This window comes from Pseudoalteromonas sp. 10-33, assembly GCF_001469195.1.
GTDB lineage: Bacteria > Pseudomonadota > Gammaproteobacteria > Enterobacterales > Alteromonadaceae > Pseudoalteromonas.
The window spans coordinates 212,682-239,132 of the sequence record NZ_LOFI01000001.1; the positions used below are offsets into that span (position 1 = coordinate 212,682).

The 26,451-nt window shown below is 40.2% G+C and carries 29 protein-coding genes and 3 tRNA genes; 19 read left to right on the forward strand and 13 right to left on the reverse strand.

Annotated elements, in window-relative coordinates; genetic code table 11:
• Positions 1–93: 93 nt before the first annotated feature.
• The 5 genes from ATS76_RS00920 to ATS76_RS00940 are packed head-to-tail and all read left to right on the forward strand — an operon-like array spanning position 94 to position 4,385.
• The gene (locus tag ATS76_RS00920; protein WP_058550676.1) at positions 94–1,101 is read left to right on the forward strand and encodes an FAD-dependent oxidoreductase; all 1,008 of its coding nucleotides are present in this window, start codon (positions 94–96) and stop codon (positions 1,099–1,101) included.
• On the forward strand, positions 1,102–1,296 hold the full coding sequence (gene thiS, locus ATS76_RS00925) for a sulfur carrier protein ThiS (RefSeq protein ID WP_058403273.1): 195 nt from the start codon (positions 1,102–1,104) through the stop codon (positions 1,294–1,296).
• 4 nt (positions 1,297–1,300) lie between these two features.
• Positions 1,301–2,092 (forward strand): thiazole synthase, encoded by a 792-nt coding sequence (locus tag ATS76_RS00930; protein ID WP_058550677.1) that lies wholly within the window; start codon positions 1,301–1,303, stop codon positions 2,090–2,092.
• A 12-nt stretch (positions 2,093–2,104) separates the two neighbouring features.
• Positions 2,105–3,643, forward strand: coding sequence for a thiamine phosphate synthase (thiE, locus tag ATS76_RS00935; RefSeq protein ID WP_058550678.1), 1,539 nt, complete (start codon positions 2,105–2,107; stop codon positions 3,641–3,643).
• Positions 3,636–4,385: a HesA/MoeB/ThiF family protein gene (locus ATS76_RS00940; protein WP_058550679.1), complete on the forward strand. Its 750-nt coding sequence runs from the start codon at positions 3,636–3,638 to the stop codon at positions 4,383–4,385. The genes thiE and ATS76_RS00940 overlap by 8 nt, the downstream gene beginning before the upstream one ends.
• A 420-nt stretch (positions 4,386–4,805) precedes the next feature.
• Here the strand turns inward: ATS76_RS00940 and asd are convergent, their stop codons facing one another.
• Entirely contained in the window at positions 4,806–5,684 is an 879-nt protein-coding gene (gene asd, locus ATS76_RS00945; RefSeq protein WP_201023483.1) for an archaetidylserine decarboxylase, read from the reverse strand.
• Positions 5,685–5,699: 15 nt separating this feature from the next.
• Positions 5,700–6,758 (reverse strand): small ribosomal subunit biogenesis GTPase RsgA, encoded by a 1,059-nt coding sequence (gene rsgA / locus ATS76_RS00950; RefSeq protein ID WP_058550680.1) that lies wholly within the window; start codon positions 6,756–6,758, stop codon positions 5,700–5,702.
• Positions 6,759–6,920: 162 nt separating this feature from the next.
• Between rsgA and orn the strand changes: the two genes are divergently transcribed.
• From orn to ATS76_RS00970, 4 genes are all read left to right on the forward strand, one after another.
• Complete coding sequence (gene orn / locus ATS76_RS00955; RefSeq protein ID WP_058550681.1) at positions 6,921–7,466, forward strand: oligoribonuclease; 546 nt, start codon at positions 6,921–6,923, stop codon at positions 7,464–7,466.
• 170 nt (positions 7,467–7,636) lie between these two features.
• Positions 7,637–7,712, forward strand: a tRNA-Gly gene (locus tag ATS76_RS00960).
• A 115-nt stretch (positions 7,713–7,827) separates the two neighbouring features.
• Positions 7,828–7,903: transfer RNA gene (locus tag ATS76_RS00965), tRNA-Gly, on the forward strand.
• 90 nt (positions 7,904–7,993) lie between these two features.
• Positions 7,994–8,069 (forward strand) — tRNA-Gly (locus ATS76_RS00970).
• 260 nt (positions 8,070–8,329) lie between these two features.
• On the opposite strand, the gene ATS76_RS00975 is transcribed toward ATS76_RS00970, so the two are convergent.
• The 3 genes from ATS76_RS00975 to ATS76_RS00985 form a co-directional block, all read right to left on the reverse strand.
• On the reverse strand, positions 8,330–8,758 hold the full coding sequence (locus ATS76_RS00975) for a secondary thiamine-phosphate synthase enzyme YjbQ (protein WP_058550682.1): 429 nt from the start codon (positions 8,756–8,758) through the stop codon (positions 8,330–8,332).
• Positions 8,755–9,222 (reverse strand): chemotaxis protein CheX, encoded by a 468-nt coding sequence (locus ATS76_RS00980; RefSeq protein WP_058550683.1) that lies wholly within the window; start codon positions 9,220–9,222, stop codon positions 8,755–8,757. The genes ATS76_RS00975 and ATS76_RS00980 overlap by 4 nt, the downstream gene beginning before the upstream one ends.
• Positions 9,223–9,295: 73 nt before the next feature.
• Positions 9,296–9,733 (reverse strand): transcriptional repressor, encoded by a 438-nt coding sequence (locus ATS76_RS00985; protein WP_058403334.1) that lies wholly within the window; start codon positions 9,731–9,733, stop codon positions 9,296–9,298.
• 94 nt (positions 9,734–9,827) lie between these two features.
• Here ATS76_RS00985 and ATS76_RS00990 point away from each other — a divergent pair, with 94 nt between their 5' ends.
• From ATS76_RS00990 to ATS76_RS01025, 8 genes are all read left to right on the forward strand, one after another.
• Positions 9,828–10,448 (forward strand): MarC family protein, encoded by a 621-nt coding sequence (locus ATS76_RS00990; RefSeq protein ID WP_058403265.1) that lies wholly within the window; start codon positions 9,828–9,830, stop codon positions 10,446–10,448.
• A 93-nt stretch (positions 10,449–10,541) separates the two neighbouring features.
• Positions 10,542–11,516: a tRNA dihydrouridine(20/20a) synthase DusA gene (dusA, locus tag ATS76_RS00995; RefSeq protein WP_082664308.1), complete on the forward strand. Its 975-nt coding sequence runs from the start codon at positions 10,542–10,544 to the stop codon at positions 11,514–11,516.
• A 242-nt stretch (positions 11,517–11,758) separates the two neighbouring features.
• Positions 11,759–12,439 carry a PspA/IM30 family protein gene (locus ATS76_RS01000; protein WP_058550684.1) on the forward strand — a complete coding sequence of 227 codons (681 nt, stop codon included), beginning with the start codon at positions 11,759–11,761 and terminating at the stop codon, positions 12,437–12,439.
• An 8-nt stretch (positions 12,440–12,447) separates the two neighbouring features.
• Positions 12,448–12,663 carry a PspC domain-containing protein gene (locus tag ATS76_RS01005; protein WP_058550685.1) on the forward strand — a complete coding sequence of 72 codons (216 nt, stop codon included), beginning with the start codon at positions 12,448–12,450 and terminating at the stop codon, positions 12,661–12,663.
• A 1-nt stretch (position 12,664) separates the two neighbouring features.
• A complete protein-coding gene (locus ATS76_RS01010) occupies positions 12,665–12,991 on the forward strand; it encodes a hypothetical protein (protein WP_008130274.1) in 327 nt (108 codons plus the stop codon).
• 78 nt (positions 12,992–13,069) lie between these two features.
• Positions 13,070–13,579: a copper chaperone PCu(A)C gene (locus ATS76_RS01015; RefSeq protein WP_058550686.1), complete on the forward strand. Its 510-nt coding sequence runs from the start codon at positions 13,070–13,072 to the stop codon at positions 13,577–13,579.
• A gap of 8 nt (positions 13,580–13,587) precedes the next feature.
• The gene (locus ATS76_RS01020) at positions 13,588–14,574 is read left to right on the forward strand and encodes a DUF2333 family protein (protein WP_058550687.1); all 987 of its coding nucleotides are present in this window, start codon (positions 13,588–13,590) and stop codon (positions 14,572–14,574) included.
• Positions 14,575–14,577: 3 nt separating this feature from the next.
• A complete protein-coding gene (locus ATS76_RS01025; protein ID WP_058550688.1) occupies positions 14,578–15,348 on the forward strand; it encodes a TIGR04219 family outer membrane beta-barrel protein in 771 nt (256 codons plus the stop codon).
• Between the two features lie 33 nt (positions 15,349–15,381).
• On the opposite strand, the gene ATS76_RS01030 is transcribed toward ATS76_RS01025, so the two are convergent.
• Positions 15,382–16,269, reverse strand: a complete 888-nt coding sequence (locus ATS76_RS01030) for a TIGR03899 family protein (RefSeq protein ID WP_058550689.1) — start codon at positions 16,267–16,269, stop codon at positions 15,382–15,384.
• Complete coding sequence (locus ATS76_RS01035) at positions 16,238–16,819, reverse strand: SRPBCC family protein (protein ID WP_058550690.1); 582 nt, start codon at positions 16,817–16,819, stop codon at positions 16,238–16,240. The genes ATS76_RS01030 and ATS76_RS01035 overlap by 32 nt, the downstream gene beginning before the upstream one ends.
• Positions 16,820–16,970: 151 nt before the next feature.
• Between ATS76_RS01035 and ATS76_RS01040 the strand changes: the two genes are divergently transcribed.
• Both ATS76_RS01040 and ATS76_RS01045 read left to right on the forward strand, forming a co-directional pair.
• Positions 16,971–19,166: a bifunctional diguanylate cyclase/phosphodiesterase gene (locus ATS76_RS01040; protein WP_058550691.1), complete on the forward strand. Its 2,196-nt coding sequence runs from the start codon at positions 16,971–16,973 to the stop codon at positions 19,164–19,166.
• Between the two features lie 107 nt (positions 19,167–19,273).
• Positions 19,274–21,460 (forward strand): YgiQ family radical SAM protein, encoded by a 2,187-nt coding sequence (locus ATS76_RS01045; RefSeq protein ID WP_058550692.1) that lies wholly within the window; start codon positions 19,274–19,276, stop codon positions 21,458–21,460.
• A 68-nt stretch (positions 21,461–21,528) separates the two neighbouring features.
• Here ATS76_RS01045 and mgtE read toward each other — a convergent pair whose 3' ends face one another.
• From mgtE to ATS76_RS01075, 6 genes are all read right to left on the reverse strand, one after another.
• Complete coding sequence (gene mgtE / locus ATS76_RS01050) at positions 21,529–22,887, reverse strand: magnesium transporter (protein ID WP_058403255.1); 1,359 nt, start codon at positions 22,885–22,887, stop codon at positions 21,529–21,531.
• 109 nt (positions 22,888–22,996) lie between these two features.
• A complete protein-coding gene (locus ATS76_RS01055) occupies positions 22,997–23,269 on the reverse strand; it encodes an HPr family phosphocarrier protein (RefSeq protein ID WP_058550693.1) in 273 nt (90 codons plus the stop codon).
• Positions 23,270–23,312: 43 nt separating this feature from the next.
• Complete coding sequence (gene rapZ, locus ATS76_RS01060; protein ID WP_058403253.1) at positions 23,313–24,158, reverse strand: RNase adapter RapZ; 846 nt, start codon at positions 24,156–24,158, stop codon at positions 23,313–23,315.
• A gap of 19 nt (positions 24,159–24,177) precedes the next feature.
• A complete protein-coding gene (gene ptsN / locus ATS76_RS01065) occupies positions 24,178–24,630 on the reverse strand; it encodes a PTS IIA-like nitrogen regulatory protein PtsN (protein ID WP_058551044.1) in 453 nt (150 codons plus the stop codon).
• Between the two features lie 4 nt (positions 24,631–24,634).
• A complete protein-coding gene (hpf, locus tag ATS76_RS01070; protein ID WP_006792096.1) occupies positions 24,635–24,922 on the reverse strand; it encodes a ribosome hibernation promoting factor in 288 nt (95 codons plus the stop codon).
• A 26-nt stretch (positions 24,923–24,948) separates the two neighbouring features.
• Positions 24,949–26,448, reverse strand: a complete 1,500-nt coding sequence (locus ATS76_RS01075; protein WP_058403252.1) for an RNA polymerase factor sigma-54 — start codon at positions 26,446–26,448, stop codon at positions 24,949–24,951.
• Positions 26,449–26,451 lie beyond the last annotated feature (3 nt).

Genomic DNA, 26,451 nt, shown 5'->3' on the forward strand with positions numbered 1-26,451 from the left:
CTGCGGATATCGAATTGCATGCAATGTGATGGCTACCTAAGTACACCATTACATGTGGTTTGTGATTCGCAGCCAACGAATAGAGGAGCTGTTATGCAGTACAATATTGCGGTCGTTGGGTTTGGCTTGGCAGGAAGGCTTGCTGCACTTGAGCTGAGCAAGCTGCACCATGTTAGCGTGTTTGAGGCCGATGATGAACATGCACTCAATAGCGCAGGTAAAGTCGCAGCGGCCATGCTCGCACCATTGGCTGAGTCGGTATTATGTGAAGCCGATTTAGCACAAATGGGATTGGATTCGATTAATCGCTGGCCTCAAATTATTGAAGAGCTTGATCACGATGTGTTTTTTCAGCAGCAAGGCACATTAGTGGTTGCGCATCAGCAAGATAAAGGCGACCTACAAAGCTTTACCCAGCGTATAAAACCTGTAGCTGGGCACAGCGCTCAGGGATTAAATGCTCAGCAAATAGCGCAGTTAGAGCCCGAGCTTGCAAATCGTTTTAGCCAAGGTGTATTTTTGCCATGTGAAGGGCAAATAGATAACCAGGCGTTTTATAAAGCAAGCTTTACCCTGCTTAACAAACGAAAAGTGAAGTTTGTGTTTAATCAGCGGGTAACCATTAAAAATGGTGAAATTAATAATCGCCCGTTTGATTTTATTATTGATTGCAGGGGGCTTGGCGCAAAAGCAGAGCAACTGCTTCGCGGTGTAAGAGGTGAGGTTGCGCGACTTTATGCGCCAGAAGTTAATTTAACGCGCCCAATTCGCTTAATGCATCCGCGTTATCCTATTTATATTGCACCAAAACCTAATAATGAATATGTCATTGGCGCTACCGAAATTGAATCACAAGACAGCGGCCCTGCCACGGTACGCTCAACACTTGAGTTATTGTCGGCAGCTTACACGGTGCATAGCGGATTTGCAGAAGGGCGCTTATTAGGGATTCAAACAGGCCTTCGCCCTGCGTTTAGTGACAACAGACCACAAGTAAAAAAATCCGAAAATGTAATCAGTATTAATGGCTTATATCGTCATGGTTATATGTTGGCTCCTGTTCTTGTTGCGCAAGCGCTATCGTACATAGGTGAGTATTAGATGAACATTACATTAAATGGTGAGCTTTTAGATTTAACCTCTCATGCATTACTTGAAATATTAAAAGAGTATGGAGCAGTTGCCCCTTATGCGGTGGCTGTTAACGGCATATTTATACCAAAAAGCCAGCATAACGGTTTTGTTATAAATGAAGGGGATAGCATTGAGTTGTTATCGCCTATTCAAGGCGGATAGTCGTATGCATGTAAAAGACACTTTAAATATTTATGGTGAAACAATTGATAGCCGATTACTAATTGGCACCGCTTTGTATCCATCGCCAGATATTATGACCCAATCAATAGAGGCGTCTGGTGCGGGGATTGTGACGGTATCACTTAGGCGACAGCAAAGCGTAGCGGCGGGAGATGACTTTTGGCAATTAATAAAAAATACGGGTTTAAAAATACTGCCCAATACGGCCGGATGCCACAGTGTAAAAGAAGCTATTACGCTTGCTCAAATGTGCCGCGAAGTATTTGCTACTGACTGGATTAAACTTGAGCTTATAGGTGACGACTATAACTTACAACCCGATCCGTTTGCTTTGCTTGAAGCCACAGAAATATTAATTAACGACGGGTTTAAAGTCCTGCCTTATTGCACCGATGATTTAGTGCTTTGCCAGCGTTTAAATGAACTAGGTTGCGAAGTGCTTATGCCATGGGGCGCACCTATAGGTACAGGAAAAGGCTTGTTAAATAGCTATAATTTAAAAACGATTCGTGAGCGCTTACCAAATACAACACTTATTGTGGATGCAGGATTAGGTTTACCGTCGCATGCCTGCCAAGCGCTTGAATTAGGGTATGATGCGGTATTATTAAATTCAGCGATTGCTGGGGCGGGTTGCCCCATTACCATGAGCCGTGCATTTAAGGCGGCGGTGGAGGCGGGACGTTTTGCTTATAACGCAAAAGCAATGCCTGAAAAAGATTTAGCAGCCCCATCAACCCCCACAATGGGCATGCCATTTTGGCATCAGCAGTAGGAAATAAATAGTATGAATAATTTAGTGTGGACAATTGCCGGATCAGACTCAGGCGGTGGTGCAGGTATTCAAGCCGATATAAAGGCGATGCAAAGCTTTGGTGTGCATGGTTGCACCGCAATTACCGCCCTCACAGCGCAAAATAGTTTAGGTGTAGAAGCTATTAATGCGGTCTCTACTGACGTGATTGAATCACAGCTTTTGGCACTTGAAAAAGATATGAAAGCCAAAGTTATTAAAATTGGCATGTTAGCAAATGTTCAGCAAATTCAATTAATAAGTGAGCATGTAGCACATTACAAAGCTAAATGGCCCGTACCACCTGTCATTGTTTACGACCCGGTTGCCATTGCATCAAGTGGTGATGTATTAACTGAAGAAGACACCGTAAGTGCTATTAAAGAATGTTTAATGCCGCTGGTTGACGTAATAACGCCTAACACGCACGAAACTCAATTATTAACCGGCGTATATTTAATTGGCCCAAGCGCTGTTAAAGACGCCGCAAATAAACTGCTAAGTTGGGGCGCAAAAGCGGTTGTTATTAAAGGTGGGCACTGGGATTACCCAAGCGGCTATTGTATTGATTATTGTGTGAATAATTTGACGCAAAATGGTGAAGAGTATTGGCTTGGTAATAAAAAAATTCAAAGCCCACACAACCATGGTACGGGATGCAGCATGGCGTCGGTTATTGCCGCGTGTTTAGCAAAAGACTACCCACTAAAAGATGCCTTTATTTTAGCAAAAGCTTATATAAATCAGGGCTTAAAGCAGTCGGTGAGATACGGTGAAGGAATAGGACCTGTTGCGCATATTCGCTTTCCTACAAACTTAGATGACTTTCCACAAGTCATTGAGCCAGGTAGCTGGCTGGGTGATGAGCTTGATTTTGATGTGCCGCTTGAATTTAATATGGCCGCTGATTTCGCACCTTGTGACAGCAAGCAATTAGGTTTGTATGCGGTTGTAGACAGTAATGAATGGTTAGAGAAGTGTTTACAACAAGACATTAAAACAGTTCAGCTACGTGTAAAAAATAAAACTGACGCTGAGCTTGATGAGCTCATAAAACAGGCAGTTGAACTGGGTGAAAAGCATCGTGCTCACGTATTTATTAATGATTACTGGCAGTTAGCAATAAAGCACGGTGCTTACGGTGTGCATTTAGGGCAAGAAGATTTAAACATTGCTAATTTAGCCGCTATTAAAGACGCAGGTTTAAGACTTGGGCTTTCTACCCATGGCTTTTACGAAATGCTGCGTGCGCATAACTATCGACCAAGTTACATGGCATTTGGTGCAATTTACCCTACCACGACCAAAGATATGACAGGGCAAATACAAGGGCTCGATAAACTTAAAAAGTGTGTGCCCTTAATGCAAAGCTACCCAACGGTTGCCATTGGTGGAATAAATTTAGCCCGCGCAAACGAAGTTGCAAATACAGGCGTAGGGAGTGTCGCGGTGGTAAGAGCTATTAGCGAAGCGGATGATTATATTGCCGCGATTAATGCGCTACAAGGCGCTATAAATCAGTCTAATGGATAAGCTCAGCGATAAAGAAGCCCTGCGTTATAGCCGCCACATATTATTAAAAGAAGTAGGGCTAGAAGGGCAGTTAGCGCTAAAAGCTGCAACGGTAGCTGTTGTAGGTGCAGGCGGCTTAGGCAGTCCTGCACTTTTATATTTAGCGGCGGCAGGTATTGGTACGCTTATATTAATAGACGATGATGCCGTTGAGCTCTCAAACTTGCAGCGCCAAGTGCTTTATAAAGTAAACCACTTAGGGCAAAGTAAAGTAGCAGCCGCTGGCAAAGTATTAGCAAGCCTTAATAATCAAATACACATAGTGACGCACAGTAAAAAGCTCGATGATAACAATGCCGCTGAGCTTTTAAATAATGCCGATGTAGTACTTGATTGCTCAGATAATTTTACCACGCGCTATAGTGTTAACCGCTATTGCCTAGCGAATAAAACGCGTTTAATAGCTGGTGCTGCTATTGCAACAAGTGGGCAGTTAATGGGGTTTGACTTTACACAAACTCAAAGTCCTTGCTACGGCTGTGTTTTTCCAAAAACGAATAAGGCGCCAGTTATTAATTGCAGTAATGCAGGAGTAATTAGCCCGTTATTAGGTGTCATTGGTTCTATGCAGGCACAACTTACGCTTAATATGCTGCTAAGACACGTTGAGGGTAGTGTGTTTATTACTTTTGATGCGCTGAGTTTTAAGCAGCAACATTTTAAAGTAGTTAAAGATTTAAACTGTAAAGAGTGCGGTGGATAAAGTAAGAGGTAATTCGCGGGGGAAGCCATGAGAAGCTGCGCTTTTCACGTGAGCAAGCTCTGCGTCTTGCTTGCGCATTTGAAATTTATGCTGTGTATATTTATTAATGCAAAATATCCGACGCGAGGTAAACTCGCTGCGCTTTAGAGGAAAAGATAAGCTTAAAATAAGTATTTGTTTTATCTTTTCTCACTTATTCCTCTTTCACTTCTCTTTGTACTAAATATTAAGTTATTTATTCACTGAAAGGTTAAGAAGTGGGTCGCTTTAGAGGTGGAGCATTATGTCTATATTTTGTGTGAGCAAGCTCTATTCCTACCAATAAAAAAAAACCGCGTTTATCATAAACGCGGTGTTTTCTAATCTTTAACTAAAAACTAAAAACTAAAAACTAAAAACTAAAAACTAAAAACTAAAAACTTACAGCTCTTCATTTCCTTTAATTTTTGCAAACGCAGTACCTAATCGAGTTACAACTTCAGGGAGTTGATCGTCAAGTATATCTGCTTTATTAGCACCCCATGCAAGTACTACCGTTGAGCCTAATTTAAAGCGACCCATTTCATCACCTTTTTTAAGGGTAATCGCGTTTTCGCCTTTAGTAGGGTAGTTCCAGCTAAATACATCGCTACCTGCTGGTGGAGTAACGGTGCCAGCCCAAATAGTCTCAATGCTAGCAACAATTGTTGCGCCTACAAGTACCATGGCGAGTGGACCAATTTCAGTCTCAAAAATAGCGACTACACGCTCGTTACGCGCAAATAAGTTGGGAACATTCTGCGCTGTAAGCGGGTTTACTGAAAATAAATCGCCCGGTACGTAAATCATTTTGCTTAATGTGCCATCAATAGGCATATGAATACGGTGGTAGTCTTTAGGTGCTAAATAAATAGTTGCAAATTTACCGCCTAAAAATGGCGTGGTGTCGTCCTCAGAGCCGCCTAATAGCGCTTGTAAGCTGTAGTCGTGGCCCTTAGCTTGAATTAGCTGTCCGTCAACTATGTCGCCTAACTGGCTTATTGCACCGTCTACAGGATGAATAATCGTATCTGAATCTTCAATCATAGGGCGAACGCCGTCTTTAAGTGGACGAGTAAAAAACTCATTAAAGGTTTTGTAATGAGCAGGATCAGAATATTTAGCTTCGCTCATGTCTATTTTATATTGTTTAATAAACAGCTTGATAAGCGTAGTTGTTAAGGCTCCGGCTTTAGCAGCTGCTAATTTACCCACAACGCGCGAAATAAAATGTTTTGGCATTGCGTATTGCATTGCTATTTTAAATTTATCTAAACTCACAGTATTTTTCCTAAATTATACGCGAGGCGCGCGAGCGCCGGCACGGCCATCGGCCATTGATTCTAAAATTCGGTGGTAACTATCAAAGCGAAGCTGAGATATTTCGCCATTAGCTACGGCTTCTTTTATTATACAGCCCGGATCGTTTAAGTGTTTGCAATCTCTAAAACGGCATCCGCCTATAAATTCTCTAAATTCTTTAAAGCACCAAGTCACACGTTCAACGTCTAAATGCCACAACCCAAATTCACGAATACCCGGCGAGTCAATTAAGTTACCGCCACTGGGTAAGTGATGAAGGCGCGATACTGTTGTGGTGTGTTGGCCCAAGCCACTGTTCTCAGATACTTCTTTAGTTAATATTTCTGCATCTGGCAGAACAGTGTTTACCAGGGTTGATTTGCCTACGCCACTTTGGCCTACAAAAATATTATTTTTGCCAACAAGCATGTTTTTGAGCTCACCAATTCCTTCGCCTGTTATATTACTAACAAGTAGTACGCGATAATTTAATTTGCGATAAATATCGAGCACTTTTTGGATGTCATTAAGGCCAGCTTCGTCAATTAAGTCGATTTTGTTAAGGACTAAAATAGGCTCAATACCCATGTCTTCACACGCAATCAAATAACGGTCAATAATGCTGGGTGTAAACTCAGGTAATACAGCAGAAACCATCAGTATTTGGTCAATATTTGCAGCAATGACTTTTACACCATCGTAAAAATCAGGGCGTGTTAGTTGTGAGCGACGCTCTTGTGTTGCTTCAATAACTCCGGCTAAATCGCCTTCACTGACTTTAGCGCGGCGAAATAACACTTCGTCACCACACACTAAATTAGATACTGTACGACGTATATTACAGCGAAGTACGTCGCCACTTTGCGTTTCAACATCAGCGTGCTGACCAAAGCGACTGATCACAATAGCGCTTTCTACCTGACCTAAATTATCGGCCTGCCATTCTTGGGCACCTTTTTTAGCTGGTTTTGAACCTGCGCTATTAATGCGCTTTTGATGATTGGCCTTAATCTGACGTGATTGGCCTTTACTTAATTTTTTCTGTTTTGCCACTTTTGGCCTATAACCTTGTTTAAATGTCGGCTTTGAGCATAATACCAATTTGCAATAATACTTAACCGAGTTGGTATAAAAAAAGCTTTAGCTCGACGGTTGATGCTAATATGATATATCGAAATGCGTTGGATCTAAAGAAAAGCACCGTTTAAGGTAATTATGACTATTAATAAATCAAACTTAATTTGGCTCGATCTGGAAATGACCGGACTTGAACCTGCGACTGACAAAATACTTGAAATTGCAACTGTTGTCACGGATGCAGACCTTAATATATTGGCTGAAGGGCCAACTATAGCCATTCACCAAAGTGATGAGCTACTTAATGGTATGGATGAGTGGTGCACGACCCAGCATGGTAAATCAGGCTTAACTGCGCGCTGTAAAGCAAGTACGTTTGATGAAGAGTATGCGGTAGCGAAAACATTAGACTTTTTAAAGCAATGGGTGCCTGCGGGGGCATCCCCAATGTGTGGAAACTCAATTGGGCAAGACAGACGCTTTATGAATAAATATATGCGTGAACTCGAAGACTTTTTCCATTACCGTAACCTCGATGTGAGTACAATTAAAGAGCTTGCAAGGCGTTGGAAGCCAGAAGTATTAGCCCAAGTAAATAAAAAAGGTTCGCACCTTGCCTTAGACGATATTAAAGATTCAATTATGGAATTGAAGGTATACAGAGAAAAATTCTTTAATTTGTAAAAAACACTTGCAAACACATCGTATTATTGTAGAATCCTGCCCCGCTCAAGACGATAACCCCCGCGGGGTTAGTGTGCTTGAGTAAGCGATTATGCGGCACTAGCTCAGTTGCCGGAATGTTGAACGCGACGTGTCGCGCACCAACGGACAAATTACTGACTAACCATAATGCGGCACTAGCTCAGTTGGTAGAGCGCGACCTTGCCAAGGTCGAGGTCACGAGTTCGAGCCTCGTGTGCCGCTCCAATTTCTCACCAAAGAAATTGGAGCTAAAGTTTAGAAGTGCGGTACTAGCTCAGTTGCTAGAATGTTGAACGCGACGTGTTGCGCACCAACGTAAAATAACTAAAGAAGTAAAAATGCGGTACTAGCTCAGTTGGTAGAGCGCGACCTTGCCAAGGTCGAGGTCACGAGTTCGAGCCTCGTGTACCGCTCCAATTTCTAACTAAAAAATTTAGTTAGAATATAAAATACGTTGCTAGAATGTTGAACGCGACCCAACGTAAAATAACTAAAGAAGTAAAAATGCGGTACTAGCTCAGTTGGTAGAGCGCGACCTTGCCAAGGTCGAGGTCACGAGTTCGAGCCTCGTGTACCGCTCCAATACTTTATCCCTTCAAAATATCTATATTAAAAATCATAAATTATAATTCAAACCTTTATTATCTAATTTTTTCTTATTTGTAATATTCAGCATTCAGCATTCAGCATTCAGCATTCAGCATTCAGGCTTTGGTTATTTGAAGCTATCACTTTTCGCGCAGAGCCAGCTTTGCATTAATAAAGCGATGTTTTATTATGAGGTCGTATAGTTGAAACAAGTGGGGTTGATACTTTTTGACTGAGAAGTGTTGAAACTTCAGTTAAAACAGCGCTCCTTGAATAGTCGCTATAATGCGCCTTGCACCGCCAGCATCGCGGTGCTCACCTAAATAAATACCCTGCCAAGTCCCTAATGTTAAGTATCCATTTGAAATAGGAATACTTAACTCACAACCAAGTGTACTTGTTTTTATGTGGGCAGGCATATCGTCATCGCCTTCATAGTCATGGCGGTAATAAGGTTGTCGCTCAGGTACAAATTTATTGAAGTGACTTTCCATATCCATACGCACAGTCGGATCGGCGTTTTCATTTATAGTCAGGCTTGCCGATGTGTGTTGGATAAATAAATGCAATAAGCCTACTTTATAGTGGGCAATTTCGGGGAGATTATTTAAAACGTCGTTATCAATTAAGTGGAAACCTCGAGGACGAGGTTTCAATGTGATTGTTTTTTGCTGCCAGCTCATAGCTTGTCGAAACTAACTTCTATATTTGCAGTGCCAGCGTCGCTGCTAAATGGCATTATGATTTTTTTGCCTTGGCTCTTATGTGTTATTGTGTGGCCTGCACCCGATACAACAATAGGTGTTGCCATATCGAAATCAAATCCTTTTTCACCTAATAAATTTTTAGCTCCACCGGTAACCATGTTGGTGATTTCACCCACCATGTCGGTTACTTCTTCGTTGATAGAGTCAGGGCGCTCGCCTAGCATGCGTTCCATAATTGTCAGCGCTAAGCTTTCATCAAATGTAATTGAAAACGAGCCACGAGTCTGCGGGCCAACCATGCCAATTAAACCAGATACATCCCCACACGCGACCTCGTCAGTTTTAATGCGTGGTTTACCAGGTTTTAATTGTGTTTGTGCCATTGTGCTTAACACATTGATTAATGATGATAAGAAAGGGTTGATAAACTCTACATTCATACTGAATACTCTTAAATTTGTGCTATTAAATGGCTACAACTTACTAGTATAGCCATTAAGAATTATTTTGTTTTTATAAAGCTCTACAAGATTCACATTTACCATGTGCTTCTATTGTTTGCCCTGTTACTACAAACCCACTTTCAGCCGCTAAGTTATTTAGTTCATGAGAAATAACGGTAGAGTGCAGTTCTTTAACAAACCCGCAGTTATCGCAAATAAGTAATTGTACCGGATGAATATGATCAAAATGATGACACAACATAAATGCGTTAGTGCTTTCAATTTTATGGATAAATCCCAGTTCGGCTAAAAAATCCAACGCGCGGTAAATAGTGGCTGGTTTAGCACCCGATTCGGTTACTTTTAATTGTTCCAGTAGGTCATAGGCGCCTACACCACCTTGTGCACTGGCTAATAAGCGAAATACTTTTTCACGGATAGGCGTAAAACGAGCGCCACGGTTGTCACATACTTGCTTAGCTTTACTAACTAGTGATTCTATATTCATCATTCTCTTATCCTTATGCTACCGTGATATACTAACATACTGTGTTGTAGTTGCAGTGTTTTTATTAGGCGCTTTTTAGTCAGGAAAACTCGAAATGAACGAATTATTAGCCATTTTTATCTTCTTTTTTGCGGTAATAGACCCAATAGGCACTGTACCTGTATTTATAGCTGTGACCCGAGGGGAGGATGATAAATTTAAGCGCAAGGTCATCTTCAAGGCCGTTGGGGTATCGGCTATTGTGCTGCTATTTTTTGTTGTCGCTGGTGAGCTTTTATTAAATGCGATTGAAATTCCATTGTCGGCTTTTCAGATAGCGGGCGGCATAGTACTGCTGCTTTTTGCACTGTCGATGATATTTGGTGAGAGCAAACCCGAAACTGAAATAAAAAGCGTACGAGACAGCACTGAAACAGCCATCTTTCCTTTAGCTATTCCTTCAATTGCAAGCCCTGGTGCGATGTTGGGTGCCGTGCTTATGACGCGAAATGAAGAGTTTACCTGGATTGAGCAACTTATGACCTCGTCGATGATGCTTGCCGTATTAGCCCTAGTACTCATATTACTTTTACTTGCAACGCATGTGCATAAAGTAATTGGCGATAGCGGCGCTAGTATAATAAGTAGAATAATGGGACTTATTTTAAGCTCTGTAGCAGTCACTAATATTTTAAACGGTATAGCGCATTACTTTGGCTTGCAGGTATATAGCTAATATTGCCGCTAGTCGGGGTTTTGTGTAAAATGCGCCTCCCTTAATTGCTTTGCTTTTATACCCACTTGGGTTTTACATTTGGATGAATATATTTTGGATAAACCAACTTTAAACAGACGCTTTTCTGTCGCGCCAATGCTTGATTGGACTGACCGTCATTGCCGTACTTTTCATCGCAAAATGACAAAGCACACCGTGTTGTATACAGAAATGATTACCACAGGTGCTATTTTATTTGGTCGTGGTGATTATTTACACTTTAATCAGCACGAGGGACCCGTTGCATTGCAATTAGGTGGCTCTGATCCTCAAGCATTGGCAAAATGTGCAAAGCTTGCCGGTGAGCGTGGTTATGATGAAATTAATCTAAATGTAGGCTGCCCATCAGATCGCGTTCAAAATGGTCGCTTTGGTGCATGTTTAATGGCCGAGCCTGAATTAGTTGCACAGTGTGTTGCGGCTATGAAAAGTGAAGTTGCAATTCCTGTTACTGTCAAAACGCGTATTGGTATAGACGAGCAAGACTCGTATGAGTTTTTATGTGCGTTAATTGAAGCAAGCCATAAAGTAGGCTGTGATGATTTTATTATCCATGCGCGTAAAGCATGGTTAAATGGCTTAAGCCCTAAAGAAAACCGTGAAGTTCCACCTCTTGATTACCCCCGAGTTTATCAACTTAAAAAAGATTATCCGCAACTCGATTTAAGTATTAATGGCGGCGTTAAAACGATTGAACAAAGCCTTGAGCATCTTCAATATATTGACGGTGTTATGGTTGGGCGCGAAGCCTATAGTAATCCGTTTATGCTTAATGAGGTTGATGAAAAAATTTATGGTGATGTAGTTAATACGCAAACCCGCCATGATGTGGTTCGCTCTATGTATGATTACATTGAAGAAGAAATGCGATTAGGCGCTAATTTTTGGCATGTTGCACGTCATATGTTGGGTATTTTTCAGGGGCAACCTGGTGCGCGTGGCTTTAGACGTCATCTTTCAGAAAACGGCCATGGTAAGCAGGCTGATTTATCGGTAATGGATAAAGCACTTAGCTTTGTACCCGAATAATTGTTTTTCAAACGTTACATTTAAAGCCACTTATACAGTGGCTTTTTTGATCCTAAAAATTAGTCAAAAACATAATTTATTGGCCAATTATACTTAATGCTGTTCAGCGGATGGTCATTTCAATCTTATCTTTATTCGTTTTAACTCTATGATAATACGTATCTTTTATTAATTTAAAATGACTTGGCATAACTCTTGGAATCTACTTGTTGTAATCAATTAAAAATCAACAGGAGAATACCGTGGGAATAGTTAATCGCGTAAACGATGTTATTCAATCAAATATTGTAGCACTGCTTGATAAAGCAGAAGATCCAAAAAAACTTGTTAACTTAATGCTTAACGATATGCAGGATGCATTAAACGAGTGTAGAAGCACAGCCGCCGCGCTTTTATGTGAAGAAAAAGCAATAAACCGCCACCTTGAGACTAAAAAAGCAGAGCTTGTAGCATGGCAATCTAAAGCTGAATTAGCAATTGAAAAAGGGCGTGATGACCTTGCTAAGTCAGCACTTATGTCTAAACAAGCTGTAAGCGAGAGCATTGAAAAAAAGCAAGCCCAACTTGAGACTTTACAAGAGTCTGTATTAAAAATTAGATCTGACTGTGAGCGCCTACAGCAAAAAATAGCAGAAGCAAAGACAAAGCAAGCTCAACTCGCGCAGCGTCACGATGTAGTTGTTGCTCGTTCGCATATAAATACGCACTTAAATAGCGATAAAGTAGCTCATGCGCTCTCTCGTTTTGATCAAATAGAGCAACGTGTTGAGAGTATTGAAGCGCAAGTTGAGGCGTATGAGTTAACTGACACAGCTAATTCGACAGCCACTCAAATTGAGTCACTTGTTAAAAACGAAAAAATTGACACAGAGCTGGCTAGTTTAAAAGCACGCTTAAATGTTAGTTCTAAACAAAGCGCGTAGGAGGAATTATGAGTCGATTTAATCATCAGCGTGGCTGGTTTAAAGACACGTTAAACAAAAAAATATCTGGCGTATGTAGTGGCTTAGCTTACCGATTAGATTTTCCGGTATGGGCAACACGTTTGGTTACTATTTTACTGTTTTTAAGTTTTCCGTTTGTAGTTGCGCTTGGTTATTTTATTGCGCATTGCTGTTTAGAAGAAAAGCATATTAAGGAGTTTTAAAATGAAAGCTATCGCTGTTTGTATACTCATTTATTTGGTGTTTTTTACTAATTCATTCTCATTTTTAAACTTTGACACGTGGCAGTTTCCATTGTGGATTGCAGATATGAGCTGGGTTGGTGTTGAATTAGTGAGTGTACTTATAGCCATCGTAGCCGTTGCCGCAATTGCTGCATTAGTGACTTTAGGTTTAATAGGTGCAGCCGCAGTGGCTGTTATTGGTACTGTTTTGGCTTTGCTATTTGGCTCAGTGATGATTGCATGGCCATTATTATTTATTGCCGTATTATGCTGGTTAGTGGCTGATAACAAAAAAGTGGTTTCTTAATCCTTAATTTAACTCACTATTCCCCGTTAACTATGTTAAATTTAACGTGTGATATTACGTTTTTACAAGGATTAAATGATGGCAAAATTATGTTTATCTTTAGTGTCTGCATTGGCTTTTAGTTTTTTTTCGTCATCTTTGGCTGCGCATTCTGGCCATAACCATTCAGCCGATACTGCACAACTTGAAGTAAGTAACGCGCAAGTAAGAGAGTTCTTACCTGGGGGTAAAGCCAGTGCCGCCTACTTAACTATTTCCAATCATAGCGGTACGAATGCAACATTAACAAAGGCCAGCATTGACGGGTTAGGGCGCGTTGAAATACATGAGCACGCACATGTTGATGGCATGATGAAAATGCAAAAGGTTGAATCGGTGAGTGTAAAAGCACATGACAGTGTCGATTTTCAGCCCGGTGGTTATCATTTAATGGTGTTTGAGCCGCAAGAACCTTTAAAAGCAGGGCAAGAACGCAAACTAACGCTATATTTTAGTGATGGTAATCGCTTGTTTACAAATATTGAGGTGGTTACGCTAGAGTCGCAAATAAATAAAGCTAAGTCATCAGCACAACATTCTCATCATTAGGAGTTTACATGTCGCAACACAAAGGAAAAATAGCAGGCATTTTAGTTTTACTGCTTATTATATTTTACGCCATTGCCGTTTACTGGAGTACTGAGCCTTCACGTTTTGATGTGGTTGAAAATGCAAAAGAGCAAGCGCAATTTCGAAATGAAACTATGGTGACGGGCTATATCACTACATCTACACTTATTACCGTTGCAAATACGTTACTTGATAAGCCAGGTGGGTATTTATCAAACGATGTTATTCCACCTAGTATTATTATGGACGATATGCCTGCTTGGGAGTATGGCGCACTTGAAATGGTCCGTGATTTATCACTTTCTATGAGAAAAGATTTCAGCCGTTCTCAATCTCAATCAACTGAACATGAAGCGCTCAAAAAAGCACAACCGCAATTTAATATAAGTTCTGAAGCTTGGGCGTGGCCAAGTGCAGAAGGTGAGTACCAAAAAGGGATTGATTACTTAATTGTTTATCGTACGCAAATGGCTCATCAGCATGAACGCGACAGCCAGTTTTATGCACGGGCCGATAACTTACGCAGCTGGTTGAAAGAGGCAGAAAAGCGGTTAGGCAGCTTAAGTCAGCGTTTAAGTGCAAGTGTTGGCCAAGATAAGGTTAATACTGACTTAGCTGGTAATTCTTCAAATAAGCAAGCAACGCTTGCGCCATTGCAGCAGCAAGTAAGAACGCCATGGCTTGATATTGACGATGTGTTTTATGAGTCTCGTGGCGCAACGTGGGCGTTACTGCACTTTTTACAGGCCGTTGAATACGACTTTAATGATGTACTTGAAAAGAAAAACGCACGTGTAAGCTTACAGCAAATCATTCGTGAACTTGAGGCCACTCAAGAAACCGTATGGAGCCCACTAATTTTGAACGGCAATGGCTTTGGCTATGTTGCTAATCATTCTCTTGTTATGGCAAATTATATTTCTAGAGCCAACGCGGCTTTAATTGAACTTAGCGAACTATTAGCGCAAGGATAAAAAATGAAAAAGTATTATTTAGCAGCAGCCCTATCTATGGCTTGTTTAGCTCCAGCAGCGCAGGCTGACACTCTATTAGGTTTATATGTGGGTGTTGATGGTTGGCAATCAGATAATGAAGGTCAGCTTTCTTATAAAGATAATGCACCTCAAGATTTTAACTTTGAAGACGAAACATACATTAGTTACTATGCTGCACTCGAGCATCCGGTGCCTTTAGTACCTAACCTAAAGCTTAAGTATACTGAACTTGAATTAAACGGCTCGACAGTACTAAATGATACATTTAGCTTTAATGGTTCAGACTATGTAGTGGGTACAACCGCTAATTCTGTAAGCGATTTAACGCATGTTGATTATATCTTGTATTATGAAATATTTGATAATGATCTGATTTCTATTGATTTAGGTCTAAATGCGAAGCAGTTTGACGGTGACATTATTGTTAACGGAACAACGCAAGATGGTGGCGCAAACTTCACTGAAACGGTTGAATTTTCTGGTTTTGTACCACTTGCATACGCGCGTGCAGAAGCTGGCTTACCATTTACAGGTTTAAGTGTGTTTTTTGAAGGTAGCCTTTTGGCAATTGACGATAGTAAAGTGCAAGATTACCAAGTGGGTGTTGCATGGGAGCTTGTTGATAACTTAGCTGTAGATATTGCTGTTAAAGCAGGTTACCGTTCAATGGTATTAGAGCTAGATGATGTTGATGATATTAATACAGATATTGACGCATCAGGTCCGTTTGCAGGTATTCAGGTTCACTTTTAATTAGTATCTTCTAATTAAACAAAGCGTGGCGCTCTATTTTGTAGTGTGCCACGCTAAATCAAACTCTCCTTCTAATGCCGTGTTTACTAGTTGCTTATATATTTTGTTTACAGGAAATCGTATAAGTTTAGATAGCTCATCGCCAGTTTGGGTGAACTTGTAATAACTTAAAACCAAATCACTATTTTTTGCTTTGAGTGTCACTTTTTGAGATAAAAAAGAGAGTGTGAGTTCTTGCCCTGCTTTAAGTACAGCTGATTCTATTTCTTTTCTATAAAGTAAATTTAAATCCATTAAAGTTAAAATATCAGGAAAGCTTATTCCTGTTTTTCCTAAATTTAATGACACTTTATTTCCCTTGCGAAGCAGATCAAATAAAGACGGTTTTTTATAAAAGCCAAGTAAAATAAAGTGGCTGTCGTCTTTTTCATTGTAGCCAGAAAGCGATACACACTTTTGCAAAGAATCGGCTTCGCGCTGAGTCATATGCTTTAAAGTTTGTAAGCTTTTGATTGAAAATGTACCAGGGTTTAATGTTTCACCGGTTAAAATTTTTGCCCACAAGGCTTGCATAGAGCTATTTGATGTGTCCTCACATAAAGCAATAAAGTGTTCCACCCAGTCTGCGTCTGGCTGTTTATTGCTTGCTACGTCCGGGCAAAACTCCATTGCCGTGGTTAAAATAGCCTCTATGTTTTGTTGTCGCTTTATAGCCAGTAAATCGTGTCTTTGTTTGGCGCGAGTTAGTAAAGGGTGTTCACTATTAATATGATATAGCGGTTTTACTTGCCCCCTTGTATTGTAACTTTGCTCTGTTATTGGCGATGTGTCGCTGCTGGCCACCTTAGTGAGAGGATAGCCAAGTAACGATTCTATTATATTGGCTAAATTAATCCGTGCTTGTGCTGTTTTTACTGTCATGGCTATTTGCTACGCTTTGTATATCGCTTAATTGTGCTACGGTTTTTAAATTATTTAACCCAAGCTCTAGAGTGTTATTCAAAATATACTCATACACGAGTGCCATATAGCCTGATATGAGTAGAGTCGTTGATTGTCCTTCAATATAACAGGTCACGGTATTGGTATTTGCTTGCTGTGAAAAGGTGAGTATACCTTCAATAATATGTTCATTATTTAATAGTATATTAAATGTCATTTTATTTTCACTGAGAGATGTAATGGTCATTTCGCCATGCCCCCATTGCCCCACCCACGATTGATGTGCGCCTACGCCAGCTCCCGGTTCATTAACAATAAATTCAATGGAAGGGTCTACTTGCTGCCAAGGTGACCATGTGTGCCATTGATTAAAGTCAGCAACAAGTGTTTTTATTGTGCTGATATTAGCATTGATTTCTACGTTTTTACTCACACGGTAGTTTTGTGGAAGCAGTAATCCGACTACGACTGTTATAAGTAGTAAAACTAATACGTATTTGAACAGTGTTTTTAATAATTTAATAACCATACCTTTGGTAGTTTTTTAAGTTTATATGTAACAACTTTTTGTTAATCGACTATAGTATGAATTAGATCATAAGCCAAAAACTAAATTTATAGCTTTTTAAACATTACGTTAGAGTATTTATAGCATTAAGCAGTATCTGAAAAGGGTAAATATGTCGTCTGAACAAAATGATTTTCTATTTTTAGACCAACAGCAAGACGACGAAATAGTTGTTGAGCCATCTCGTTATTGGGATATTTTAATTGTAGACGACGACGAAGAAATTCATACAGTTACAAAACTCGCATTATCAGGATTAGAATATGGCGGCGCTAGGCTTAGGTTCCATCATGCATACTCTGGCGCTGAGGCCAAAAATATACTTACTCAGCCTAATGATATATCTGTTATTTTTTTAGACGTTATTATGGAAACTGACGATGCCGGCTTTCAGGTGGTTAAACATGTCAGAGACACTCTAAATAACAAACGCGTTCGCATTATTTTACGTACGGGCCAAGCCGCTAACATCCCGGAAGAAAAAGTTATTCGTGAGTACGACATAAACGATTACAAAACTAAAACAGAGCTGACACGTTCAAAACTTGTTACAACACTTATTGCTGCTATTCGTTCTTATGAACAAATTTGCCTACTTGAGTACCAAGCCCAAGCAATGAATACTATTTTATCTGCATCTAAATACATTTTGGGGCAGACAGATATAAAAGTATTGTGCAACAAAGCAATTGAATTTATGGGAGTCATTTTAGGTTGTAAATCTAACGGATTAATTTGCACCAAGCTTGATGGTGAAAATTTTATTCAGGTCCTGGGTGGATGTGAAAAGTACGAAGAGTATTTTGGTGAAAAGTTAGTTAATGTTAACCAAACTGCATTACCTCAGGTTGAAACCTGTTTTGAACAGCTTACCCATCAATATACTGATAATAGCATCACCTTTATTTTAAAAAGTAAGCACCGCAAAGCTGCTTTATATATTGAGTGTGGTGGAGCGCCTACAGATATTCAATTGCAGTTTGCCGAAATATTTTTAACTAATATCAGTATTGCGCTTGATAATATTCGGTTGTTTGTAAAATTAAGAGATGCAGCCTACAAAGACTTACTCACTGGTATTTCAAATAGAACGGACTTTATTGAACGCATAGATGATTTTCAAAACGTACATGAAAATAAATATGTATTTGTTTTATTAGATGTAATTAACTTCTCAGATATAAACGATGGCTTAGGGCAAGATGTAGGCAATAAGCTACTTATTGCTATTGTTGAGCGCCTACGAACAATTGCACCAACGGCGCAGTTGCTCTCGCGAGTAGGGGCGGATGTATTTGGTTTTTTAATATTAAAAAATGAATTTAACATTGCCGATTTTAACGAAAAACTAAGTCCATCCTTTTGTGCTGCGGAACATGTGTTGCCAATTGATTTTAGAATTGGCTTATGCCAACAGCAAGACTTTCAAGGCTCAGGTATTGAAACATTAAAAGTGGCTTATATTGCTTTAAATCATGCTAAAAAAATAAAGCACAAAGAAGGTGTTTATTACAGTATTGATATGCAAGAAAAAATGGAGTGGCGATTAGGCTTAATTAGACAGCTGCGCCATGATTTTGCCAGAGGGAAGCTCGAAGTGTGGTATCAACCACAGTTAGCGTTTGATGATTTATCTTTAATTGGTTGTGAAGCCCTTTTGCGTTGGCCATTAGAAAATGGCACGTATATTTCACCTGCGGTATTTATACCATTAGCTGAGGATGCTGGGCTTATTGTAGATATAGGGCAGTGGGTGTTGGAGCAAGCTTGCCAGCAGCAAAAAAGATTAGAAAATGACGGAACCGAAATTTGTATTGCTGTTAACGTGTCCGTTCCGCAATTTAAAGTAAAAGGGTATGCGCAGACAGTTAAAAAGACGCTACAAAAATATGGTGTTAAGCCAAAGAATATTGAGCTTGAAGTCACTGAAAGTGTAGTAATGGATGAATTAGACACGGTTATAAATACTTTAAGAGAGTTGAAGGCGCTTGGTATTGAAGTGGCTATTGATGACTTTGGTACCGGGTTTTCGTCATTAAGTTACATTCAAAGCTTACCTATAGACAGATTAAAAATTGATAGGGCATTTATTAAAGATTTAGATAATGGCGATACGGGAGCCATTGCAGGGCTGGTAATATCATTAGGTTCAAAGTTAGGGTTAAAAACAATAGCAGAAGGTGTTGAAACACAGGAACAAGCTAAGTTTTTAAAAGATTTAGGATGTGATGAAGTGCAAGGGTTTATGTACGCAAAGCCAATGCCTGAAAACAAGTTATTGGAGTTCATTAGTAAACAAAATACATAGATAATTATAGGCTTAGCGTTAAAGGTATTTCATACCCTGTAATGTTATATATATAAACAAGGCTATGGTGTATAATTTGCGCCTTTTGTTATTCGACGGTCACATTTATGAGCACACTCAAAGCTAAGCGCGCCTTATTCTCTTACCCAAAGTATTGGGCTGAGTGTTATGGCACCGCACCATTTTTACCTACATCACGCGAAGAAATGGATGCACTTGGCTGGGATAGCTGCGACATAATAATTATTAGTGGTGATGCATATGTTGATCACCCAAGTTTTGGTATGGCCGTAATTGGGCGTGTACTTGAAGCGCAAGGGTTTAGGGTGGGTATAATTGCTCAGCCTAAATGGGATACAAAAGATGCATTTATGGAGCTTGGCAGACCAAACCTATTTTTTGGTGTAACGGCCGGCAACATGGATTCGATGATTAACCGCTACACAGCTGAAAAGCGAATGCGTCATGACGATGCGTATACTCCTGACAACTTAGGGGGCAAGCGACCAGACCGTGCTGTGATGATTTATTCTCAAAAATGTCGTGAAGCATATAAAGGTATTCCTATCGTTATTGGTGGTATTGAAGCAAGCCTTCGTAGGATTGCTCATTATGACTATTGGCAAGAAAAAGTGCGCCGTAGCATTTTGTTTGATTCAAAAGCCGATATATTAATTTACGGAAATGCTGAGCGCCCATTAGTTGAAGTTGCCCACCGAATTGCCGGTGGCGAAACGATGGATACGATTCAAGATATCCGTGGTACCGCTGTTATCCGCAAGGAGCCACTACCTGGCTGGCGTGGCAGTGACTCAACTGCAATTGATAAAATTGGTAAAATAGACCCTATTCCAAATCCTTACGGAGCCGATGATGTTGGCTGCAGTAAATCTGAATTTAAGCAAGCCGGTATTGATTTAAAGGCAGAAGCTGCAAAGCCCATTACAGTGCAACCAGCGCGTCCTAAGCCATGGGAAAAAACGTATGTTAAACTCCCAGCCTACGAGCAAGTAAGTGTTAACAAACCTTTATACGCCCATGCTTCAAGGATATTACACCAAGAAACTAACCCTGGTTGTGCAAGAGCGTTGTTTCAACGTCATGGGGATCGCTCTATTTGGGTAAACCCACCGGCTTACCCGTTAGAAACACATGAAATGGATGCAGTATTTGGATTACCTTACCAACGAATTCCTCATCCAAGCTATGGCGACGCTAAAATTCCCGCTTACGACATGATCAAAACGTCGGTTAATATTATGCGTGGCTGTTTTGGTGGATGTTCATTCTGTTCGATTACAGAGCACGAAGGGCGTATTATTCAAAGTCGCTCGCAAGAATCAATTATTGAAGAAATTGAACAGATCAGAGATAAAGTGCCTGGTTTTACAGGCGTTATTTCCGACTTAGGTGGGCCAACGGCCAATATGTACAAACTACGTTGTACAAGTAAAAAAGCGGAAAGCACTTGCCGACGCTTATCATGTGTATACCCTGACATTTGTAAGCACATGGATACTGATCACACTCCTACTATCGATTTATACAAAAAAGCGCGTGGCGTAAAAGGGATTAAAAAAGTATTAATCGCTTCGGGTGTTCGCTATGACCTTGCTGTACGCGATCCTCGGTACGTAAAAGAATTGGTGACGCATCATGTGGGTGGTTACCTAAAAATAGCACCAGAGCACACTGAAGACGGCCCATTATCCAAAATGATGAAACCTGGCATGGGCGCTTACGACCAATTTAAAGAGTTATTTGATAAGTACTCAAAAGAAGCAGGTAAAAAGCAGTATTTAATTCCGTACTTTATTTCTGCCCACCCGGGAACCAAAGACGAAGATATGGTTAATATGGCTTTATGGCTTAAATCAAATGACTTTAAGTTAGATCAAGTTCAAAATTTTTACCCATCACCTATGGCCAATGCAACCACTATTTATCATACAGAGATGAACTCTTTACGTAATATTAAAAATAATAGTGAGGTAGTGCCTGTGCCAAAAGGAGCTCGCCAGCGTAGATTACACAAAGCTATTTTGCGCTACCACGATGCATCAGGTTGGCCAATGATACGTGAAGCACTTCGTAAAATGGGTAAGGCTAATTTAATTGGCAAAGGGCCAAATTGTTTAGTGCCAGAAGAAGGCCGCGATGAAAAAGCGGGTAAAACCGTTAATAAAGGCGGCAAAGGTGGTCGCCCAGCGCTTACACGCCATACGGGATTTAGCCAATTTAAAAAGGCTAATACAAAACCTAAAGTGGGTGGAAATAGACAAAAAGCCAGGTAGTTTCTACTGGGTAACTAAAAACGCGCAGCTATACATTAACTGCGCGTTTTTTTGTGACAGTTTTATGCTTATATTAATAGCCAGGTAGCGGTGCCTAAAAAGGCAAAAATACCCACAATATCGGTAACTGTTGTCAGCACTACACTACCTGCAAGTGCGGGGTCTATATTCATTTTTTTAAGTAAAATAGGGATACTCGCTCCAGCCACGCCGGCTACCACTAGATTCATAAACATAGCAAAAGCAAGCACGCCGCCGAGCATAAAGTCCCATTGCCATAGTGCAATGACACCCGCTATTAATAATGACCATAAAATACCATTAAGCGCACCTATGGCCAGTTCTTTCATCATTAAAAAACGTTGGTTAGTTTGATTAATATGACCGACAGCAATACCACGAATAACAAGCGTAAGCGACTGGCTACCAGCAACACCACCCATAGAAGGTACAATGCCATTAAGCACTGCTAATATAGGTAAAATATCGAGTGTGCTTTCAAAAAAACTAGCTACAAAGGCGGCCGCAAGCGCCGTCAATAAGTTAACTCCTAACCATACTGAGCGTTTTTTCGAGCTTTTTAAGACGGGAGCAAAGGTATCTTCTTCATCATCAAGACCTGCCAAGCTCAGTAAGCTATGCTCGGCGTCTTCTCGTATAACGTCGACAATATCATCGATTGTGACACGACCTAGCAGCTGATCATTATCATCAACAACAGGGGCAGAGATCCAATTATGGCGTTCGAATAGTTGTGCAACTTCACTTTCATCCATAGATATTGGAATTGACTCACACTCTTCATCCATTAAGTCGCGAACAATTTTTTCAGGTGAATTAGTCAGTAATGTACTCAGCGATAAAGCACCAATAAAGCAGTTATGTTTATCAACTACATACAGATCATCTGTGCCTTCAGGTAACTCTCCACGAAGTCGAATGTAGCGCAGTACTACATCAATGGTAACGTCTGGACGAATAGTTACCGTATCGGTGTTCATGAGTGCGCCAGCAGAACGCTCTTGATAAGACAACGCCTGTGTTGCGCGCTCTCTGTCTTGAATATCCATAGCGCTAACAACGTCTTTATAAACGGTGTCAGGCAAGCTACGTAACACTTCACCTAAGTCATCGTGCCCCATGTCTTCAGTAGCGGCAGCAATATGCTCAGGTTCCATTTGGGCTATGATGCCTAAACGTACGTCTTCTGATAACTCTTCTAGTACGTCACCTTGAACATCAGGGTCAACAAGTTGCCAAAGTAATCGACGAATTTTATGAGGAGACGACTCCAATAATAAAGCAGTATCACATGGGGCGGTTTTTGCGAGCATGCGTCTAACTTGAACAAACTGGCCACTATTAAGTGACTTAGTCACTTGTTTTAGTTGTTGTAGTGGGTAGTCTTGTTCAAAAGCTTCGGGCATTGGCGTCCTTTATTTATATTGTAACTGTTACTTAGTGGGTGGGAGAGTACGAACTATTAGCCAGTTATTTCTGATTATAGTTATTTTATTTAATTGTTAAAAATTAACGTTACTCTTGCTCGTTAAATCGTTGCGAAATAAGCTCTCCAACTGCATTTAAAGCTTGTTTTGCATCAGGTCCTTCACATACCACTTTAACCTCTTTACCTTGGCTACTTTCAAGTAGCATCAGTGCTAATACACTATCACCAGCAGCTTCTTTGTCATCTTGAAATAAAGTGATTGAAGCATCAAATTTAACAGCAAGTTGAGCCAAGACTGTCGCGGCTCTGGCATGTAGCCCTAATTTATTTTGTATTAAAAAAGTGTCTTGTATGCGCATACATTACTCTATCAAAGCTGAACAGGTTATTAGTTTATATAAATTATTTTTCTTGTTCTCTGTGGCGTATTTTTACATTAGGATGCGTAACTGCAAAGCTTTCACCAATTGTTTGCGCTAAATATACAGAGCGATGTTGTCCGCCAGTACAACCAATAGCAATCGTTAAGTAGCTACGGTTATTGCGTTCTAAATGAGGTAACCATGTTTGCACAAAAGTTTGAATTTGCCATGTGAACTTTTGAACTATGCTGTGGCTAGCTAAATAATCTTTTACTGGCTGGTCTAAGCCATTGAGTGGTTTTAGTTCAGGCTCCCAGTGTGGGTTAGGTAAAAAACGTGCATCAAATACGTAGTCTGCTTCTTTAGGAATGCCATGTTTAAAACCAAATGATTCAAATGTGACAATCAGCTGCTTGTCTTTTTTACCTAATATTTTTTCACGAATCGATTCAGCGAGTTGATGAACACTCAAGTCGCTGGTATCTATCATGTAATCGGCACGAGTAGTGAGCACATCAAGTAGTTCTTTTTCTTTTTTTATGGCTAAATCAAGCGGTAGCGAATCGATTGATAGAGGGTGCAAACGTCTTGTTTCTGAAAAGCGTTTTATTAATGTTTGATCTTCACTGTCTAAATAAAATAGCGTTGGTTTTGTAAAACCCGGTAAATATTCAATAATGTGATTAAATTCATCTTGTTCTTTTGGCAAGTTTCGCACATCGATGCTAACAGCGATTTTATCGTAGTTATCAGAAACGCTTCTTACCAAAGAAGGTAATAAATTTACAGGGATGTTATCTACGCAATAATAACCTAGATCTTCAACAACGCGTAAAGCAACCGACTTACCAGAACCAGAACGGCCACTTATGATAATCAACTCCATTAATCACCCTTAAAATTTATTACGATTGGTCAACAATAATTTGATACAGCTCGGCATCCGATTTAGCACAGCGTAGCTGCTTGCAAAATTCTTTATTTTTTAGTTTATCAGCTATCGTCGCTAGCGTCTTTAAGTGTTGCTGGTTATCACCATCAGGTACGATGAGTGCAACAAAAATATCAACTGGTCGATTGTCTATAGCATCAAAGTTAATCGGTGTTTCACTTACTAATACTAATGCTAAAGGTTCTTGTGCGCCGCTCATTCGACCATGTGGAATAGCTATGCCTCTTCCTATTCCTGTACTACCTAGCTTTTCGCGGGTTAATAAGGCGCCCAAAATATCTTGTTGAGACAAATAAGGTAATTTATCGTGAGCAAGCTCGCTAATAAACTCTAAAATTCTTTTTTTACTATTAAAAAGGACCGCAGCTTTGCTGCAGTCCTGGCATATAAGTGAACTTAGTTTCATCATATTAGTGTCGAGCAAGCTTCTCTTTATGTTTAATTACTTGACGGTCAAGCTTATCAATTAATGAATCAATCGCTGCATACATATCTTGATGTTCAGTGGATGCGAATAATTCAGCGCCACTTACATGAATAGTTGCTTCTGCTTTTTGATTTAATTTTTCTATATCAAGAATGACATGAACATTATTAATATGATCAGAGTGCCTTTCTAGCTTCGCAAATTTGGTATTTATATAGTCTCTTAATGAATCAGTTAGTTCTACATGACGACCAGTTAAATTTAGTTGCATAAGCATTACCCTCTTTGTTTAGCGTCTTAGATCAGGCTCTTTCGCTGATTTGACGGTGGAATAGCAAGAGATTCGCGGTATTTTGCGATTGTACGTCTTGCTACTTTAATTCCTTGCTCAGCCAATATATCCGCAATTTTGCTATCACTCAATGGTTTTGCTGAGTTTTCTGCTGCGATTAGTTTTTTGATAAGTGCTCGTATCGCTGTGGATGAACATTCTCCACCATTTTCGGTGCTTACATGGCTTGAGAAAAAGTATTTAAGCTCAAATATTCCACGCGGTGTGTGCATGTACTTTTGAGTCGTTACGCGCGAAATTGTCGATTCGTGCATTTCTACCATTTCGGCTACATCATTTAAAACCATAGGTTTCATGGCTTCTGGACCGTGTTCAAAAAAACCTTGTTGTTGCTTTACGATACAGTTAGTTACTTTTAAAAGCGTGTCGTTTCTGCTTTCTAAACTTTTAATAAACCATTTAGCTTCTTGTAAATGTGAGCGAATAAATTGGCTATCACCGCTCGACTTAACTGTACGCGACATTGCAGCATATTGGCTGTTTACACGAATTTTTGGCATGCTGTCTGGGTTTAGTTCAACCACCCAGCGGCCTTTAATTTTCTTAACTGACACATCTGGTATTACATATTCAGACTCTTCTCGCACTATTGTGTCTGCAGGCTTTGGGTTAAGCGTATGAATAAGTGTCATTACTTCTTTAAGCTCATCTTCTTTGAGCTTCGTTTTTTTCATTAATGTACGATAGTCGCGAGCAGCTAACAAATCTATGTGCTCGGTTAAAATCATTTTTGTTTCGTCAATAAAAGGAGTGCCTTTATCAAATTGATTTAACTGAATACACAAACATTCTTGTAAGCTTCGTGCTGCAATACCAACAGGGTCAAATAATTGAATACGCTTTAAAACTGCTTCTATTTCATCAAGTTCAACCTCAACGTCATCGTCGTTATCTTGATTAAAGCTCTCTAAAATTTCTTCACAGCTGAGGGTTAATATGCCTGAGTCGTCCACGGCTTCAACTATTGCAATAGCAATCGCTTCATCCGTAGGGCTAAATGGCGTTAGTTGTAATTGCCACATTAAGTATTCGTGAAGCGTTTCAGTCGATGCACCTTGATAAATAGACTCATCTTCAGGCATGGGGCCTGAAGACGATGCTGGGGCGGCACTCATGTACTCATCCCAGCTAACGTCCATTGCCATGTCGTCACTGACGGTATCTTTTGCTAGGGCTTCACCACTGTCTTGTTCATACTCACTGGGGGCTTCATCTGCAGATGCACTTACTGTCACTTCATCATTATCTGCTTTTTGCTCATTTTTGCCTGCAAGGTCATCGGCATAGTCTTGCTCCTCAACCTCAAGTAATGGGTTGCTGTCGAGCGCTTCTTGTATTTCTTGCTGAAGATCCAATGTGCTTAATTGCAGCAAGCGAATAGCTTGCTGCAACTGAGGTGTCATTGTAAGTTGCTGGCCCATGCGCAGCTGTAGTGATTGCCTCATGTA

Coding starts and splice junctions, on each gene's coding strand:
- mgtE (WP_058403255.1), bottom strand. CDS start 22,887: ATGCCCGAAGCTTTTGAACAAGACTACCCACTACAACAACTAAAACAA.
- ATS76_RS00980 (WP_058550683.1), bottom strand. CDS start 9,222: ATGAATGTAGAGTTTATCAACCCTTTCTTATCATCATTAATCAATGTG.
- ATS76_RS01030 (WP_058550689.1), bottom strand. CDS start 16,269: ATGACAGTAAAAACAGCACAAGCACGGATTAATTTAGCCAATATAATA.
- ATS76_RS01035 (WP_058550690.1), bottom strand. CDS start 16,819: ATGGTTATTAAATTATTAAAAACACTGTTCAAATACGTATTAGTTTTA.
- ATS76_RS00930 (WP_058550677.1), top strand. CDS start 1,301: ATGCATGTAAAAGACACTTTAAATATTTATGGTGAAACAATTGATAGC.
- ATS76_RS01005 (WP_058550685.1), top strand. CDS start 12,448: ATGAGTCGATTTAATCATCAGCGTGGCTGGTTTAAAGACACGTTAAAC.
- ATS76_RS01010 (WP_008130274.1), top strand. CDS start 12,665: ATGAAAGCTATCGCTGTTTGTATACTCATTTATTTGGTGTTTTTTACT.
- ATS76_RS00975 (WP_058550682.1), bottom strand. CDS start 8,758: ATGAGCTGGCAGCAAAAAACAATCACATTGAAACCTCGTCCTCGAGGT.
- thiS (WP_058403273.1), top strand. CDS start 1,102: ATGAACATTACATTAAATGGTGAGCTTTTAGATTTAACCTCTCATGCA.
- ATS76_RS01025 (WP_058550688.1), top strand. CDS start 14,578: ATGAAAAAGTATTATTTAGCAGCAGCCCTATCTATGGCTTGTTTAGCT.
- rapZ (WP_058403253.1), bottom strand. CDS start 24,158: ATGGAGTTGATTATCATAAGTGGCCGTTCTGGTTCTGGTAAGTCGGTT.
- ATS76_RS01075 (WP_058403252.1), bottom strand. CDS start 26,448: ATGAGGCAATCACTACAGCTGCGCATGGGCCAGCAACTTACAATGACA.
- ATS76_RS00920 (WP_058550676.1), top strand. CDS start 94: ATGCAGTACAATATTGCGGTCGTTGGGTTTGGCTTGGCAGGAAGGCTT.
- ATS76_RS00985 (WP_058403334.1), bottom strand. CDS start 9,733: ATGAATATAGAATCACTAGTTAGTAAAGCTAAGCAAGTATGTGACAAC.
- ATS76_RS01015 (WP_058550686.1), top strand. CDS start 13,070: ATGGCAAAATTATGTTTATCTTTAGTGTCTGCATTGGCTTTTAGTTTT.
- hpf (WP_006792096.1), bottom strand. CDS start 24,922: ATGCAACTAAATTTAACTGGTCGTCATGTAGAACTAACTGATTCATTA.
- orn (WP_058550681.1), top strand. CDS start 6,921: ATGACTATTAATAAATCAAACTTAATTTGGCTCGATCTGGAAATGACC.
- ATS76_RS01045 (WP_058550692.1), top strand. CDS start 19,274: ATGAGCACACTCAAAGCTAAGCGCGCCTTATTCTCTTACCCAAAGTAT.
- ATS76_RS01055 (WP_058550693.1), bottom strand. CDS start 23,269: ATGCGCATACAAGACACTTTTTTAATACAAAATAAATTAGGGCTACAT.
- ATS76_RS00990 (WP_058403265.1), top strand. CDS start 9,828: ATGAACGAATTATTAGCCATTTTTATCTTCTTTTTTGCGGTAATAGAC.
- ATS76_RS00940 (WP_058550679.1), top strand. CDS start 3,636: ATGGATAAGCTCAGCGATAAAGAAGCCCTGCGTTATAGCCGCCACATA.
- ptsN (WP_058551044.1), bottom strand. CDS start 24,630: ATGAAACTAAGTTCACTTATATGCCAGGACTGCAGCAAAGCTGCGGTC.
- ATS76_RS01020 (WP_058550687.1), top strand. CDS start 13,588: ATGTCGCAACACAAAGGAAAAATAGCAGGCATTTTAGTTTTACTGCTT.
- ATS76_RS01040 (WP_058550691.1), top strand. CDS start 16,971: ATGTCGTCTGAACAAAATGATTTTCTATTTTTAGACCAACAGCAAGAC.
- thiE (WP_058550678.1), top strand. CDS start 2,105: ATGAATAATTTAGTGTGGACAATTGCCGGATCAGACTCAGGCGGTGGT.